The 2,171-nt window shown below is 76.1% G+C and carries 2 protein-coding genes and 2 pseudogenes; all 4 read right to left on the bottom strand.

The annotated features are described in order from the left end of the window. Positions 1 to 272, bottom strand: a pseudogene (locus PROKR_RS16315) (branched-chain amino acid ABC transporter permease); the annotation flags it as partial. Beyond that, positions 269 to 1,147 (bottom strand): branched-chain amino acid ABC transporter permease, encoded by an 879-nt coding sequence (locus PROKR_RS16310; RefSeq protein ID WP_036964752.1) that lies wholly within the window; start codon positions 1,145 to 1,147, stop codon positions 269 to 271. The gene PROKR_RS16310 and the pseudogene PROKR_RS16315, both read right to left, overlap by 4 nt. A 234-nt stretch (positions 1,148 to 1,381) precedes the next feature. Then, positions 1,382 to 1,891, bottom strand: a pseudogene (locus PROKR_RS16305) (ABC transporter ATP-binding protein); the annotation flags it as partial. Continuing rightward, positions 1,888 to 2,171: ABC transporter ATP-binding protein C-terminal domain-containing protein (locus PROKR_RS16300; RefSeq protein WP_036964748.1), on the bottom strand; the 284-nt coding region annotated here is incomplete at its 5' end. The gene PROKR_RS16300 and the pseudogene PROKR_RS16305, both read right to left, overlap by 4 nt.

Here is a 2,171-nt window from a genome sequence, read left to right as displayed (position 1 = left end):
AGCCAGCCGCCCGCGCCGTCGGCCGCGGTGGTGCCCTCGACCGCGCCGGCGACCCAGGTCGCGGTCAGTGCGTACCCGTAGCCGCCGGCGGCCATGAGCACGGCGTGCCCCAGGGAGAGCTGGCCGGTGAGCCCGACCAGCAGGGTGAGCCCGGCGACGGCCACGAACGTGCCGGTCGCGGTGGCGAGCTGGTAGTTGCGGTACGGGTCGAGCAGGAAGGTCGCGCCCAGGGCGAGCAGCGTGAGCAGGGCGGCGCGGGTCAGGAGTCTCATGCGGTCCGGGCCTCCCGGGCGGCGAACAACCCGTGCGGGCGTACGAGCAGCACGACCGTGAGCAGGCCGAGCACCGCGGGCGGCGCCGCGGCCGCCGAGGCGTACCCGGTCACCAGGCTCGCCAGGACGCCGACCAACAGCCCGGCCGCGAGCGCCCCGGCGGGCGAGTCCAGCCCGCCGATGACTGCGGCGGCGAAGGCGTTGACGAACAGCACGTCGGCGGCGTGCGGGTCCAGGCCGAGCCCGGTGGGCACGAGCAGCAGGGCGGCGAGCGCCGCCGTCGCGATGGACAAGGTCCAGCCGAGCGTGACCATGCGGGGCACGCGTACGCCGAGCAGCCGGGAGGTCTCGGGCGCGAAGGCGGCGGCGCGCATCCGCAGGCCGAGCGACGTGCGGCCGAACAGCCACGCGAGCGCGCCCATGACGACGGCGGCGACCAGGAGCACGAACAGGTCGTAGGGGCTCATCAGGGGGACGCCGCCCACGCCGAGCGGCCGCTGCGAGAACGGCGCGTGCACGGGCCGGTGGTCGGGGCCGAAGGCGATCGCGAGCCCGGCTTGCAGCACCATGACCAGGCCGATCGCCACGATGATGCCGGCCAGCGGGTTGTCCTGGGGCACGCGGCGCATGAGCCCGCGCTCGACGACGGCGCCGAGCAGCGCGCCGGTGATCAGGGCGCACGCCAGCCCGAGCCAGTACGAGCCGGTGGCGGAGGTGACCGCGACGGCGACGTACACGGGCACGATCGCCAGGGCGGCCTGCGCGAAGTTCACCACGCGCGCGGCGCGGTAGACGATCACGAGCGACAGCGCGAACAGCGCGAGCACGGCGCCGCGCGCCAGCCCGGTCGACAGCAGGAACACGAGCCTCTCCATGCGGAACTCCTCTCAGAAACCCAGGTAGGCGTGGCGCAGCGCGGGGTCGGCGGCCAGGTCGGCGGCCGGGCGGTCGGCGACGACCTCCCCGAGGGACAGGACGACGCCGCGGTCGGCCACCGACAGCGCGCCGGTGACGTTCTGCTCGGCCAGGAGCACGGTGAGCCCGGTGGAGCGGGCCTGGTCGCGGAGCACGCCGAGCAGCTGGGCGACCACGAGCGGGGCGAGCCCGAGGGAGGGTTCGTCGAGCAGCAGGACGCGGGGCCGGGTGACCAGGGCCCGGGCGAGCGCGAGCATCTGCCGCTCGCCGCCGGACAGGGTGTGGCCAGGGGCGTCGCGGCGTCGCGCCAGGGGCTCGAACAGCTCGTACATCTGCCCGACGGCGGCGTCGCGCTCGGCGCGGGCGTGCTTCCGTCCCGCGTATCTCCACAGCGCCCCGAGGCGCAGGTTCTCCGCGACGGTCAGCTCCGCCACGACGCCGCGCCCCTCGGGCACGAGCGCGAGCCCGCGGCGCACGCGGTCCTCGGTGGGCAGGCCGGTCAGGTCGGCGCCGTCGAGCAGCACCCGCCCGCCGCGGGCGGAGGTCAGGCCCAGCAGGGCCCGGAGCAGCGTGGTCTTGCCCGCGCCGTTGGCGCCGAGCAGCGCGACGACGTCGCCGTCGGGCACGGTCAGGTCGAGTCCGTCGAGCACGGGGGCGCCGTCGCCGTAGCCGACGGTGAGGCGCTCGATCGTCAGGGTGCTCATGCGGTCTCCCCCGCTGGCACCCCGAGGTAGGCCTCCTCGACGGCCGGGTCCCGGCGCACCTGCTCGGGGGTGCCGCACGCGATCACGTGCCCGAAGTCGAGCACCACCACGCGGTCGGCGACGTCCGCCACGAAGTCGACGTGGTGCTCGACCAGCAGCACGGAGCACCCCGCGCCGGCCACGTCGCGCACGGTCCCCGCGAGGCGGTCGATGTCGGCGGGCCCGAGCCCGCCTGCGGGCTCGTCCAGGAGCAGCAGCCGGGGCCGGGTGACCAGGGCGC

Source organism: Promicromonospora kroppenstedtii DSM 19349 (assembly GCF_000515355.1).
GTDB classification, from domain to species: domain Bacteria; phylum Actinomycetota; class Actinomycetes; order Actinomycetales; family Cellulomonadaceae; genus Promicromonospora; species Promicromonospora kroppenstedtii.
This window is presented reverse-complemented; position numbering and strand designations above follow the sequence as displayed.

Bases quoted from the DNA above. Each gene is read 5' to 3' on its own strand.
- PROKR_RS16310 (WP_036964752.1), bottom strand. From the start codon at position 1,147: ATGGAGAGGCTCGTGTTCCTGCTGTCGACCGGGCTGGCGCGCGGCGCC.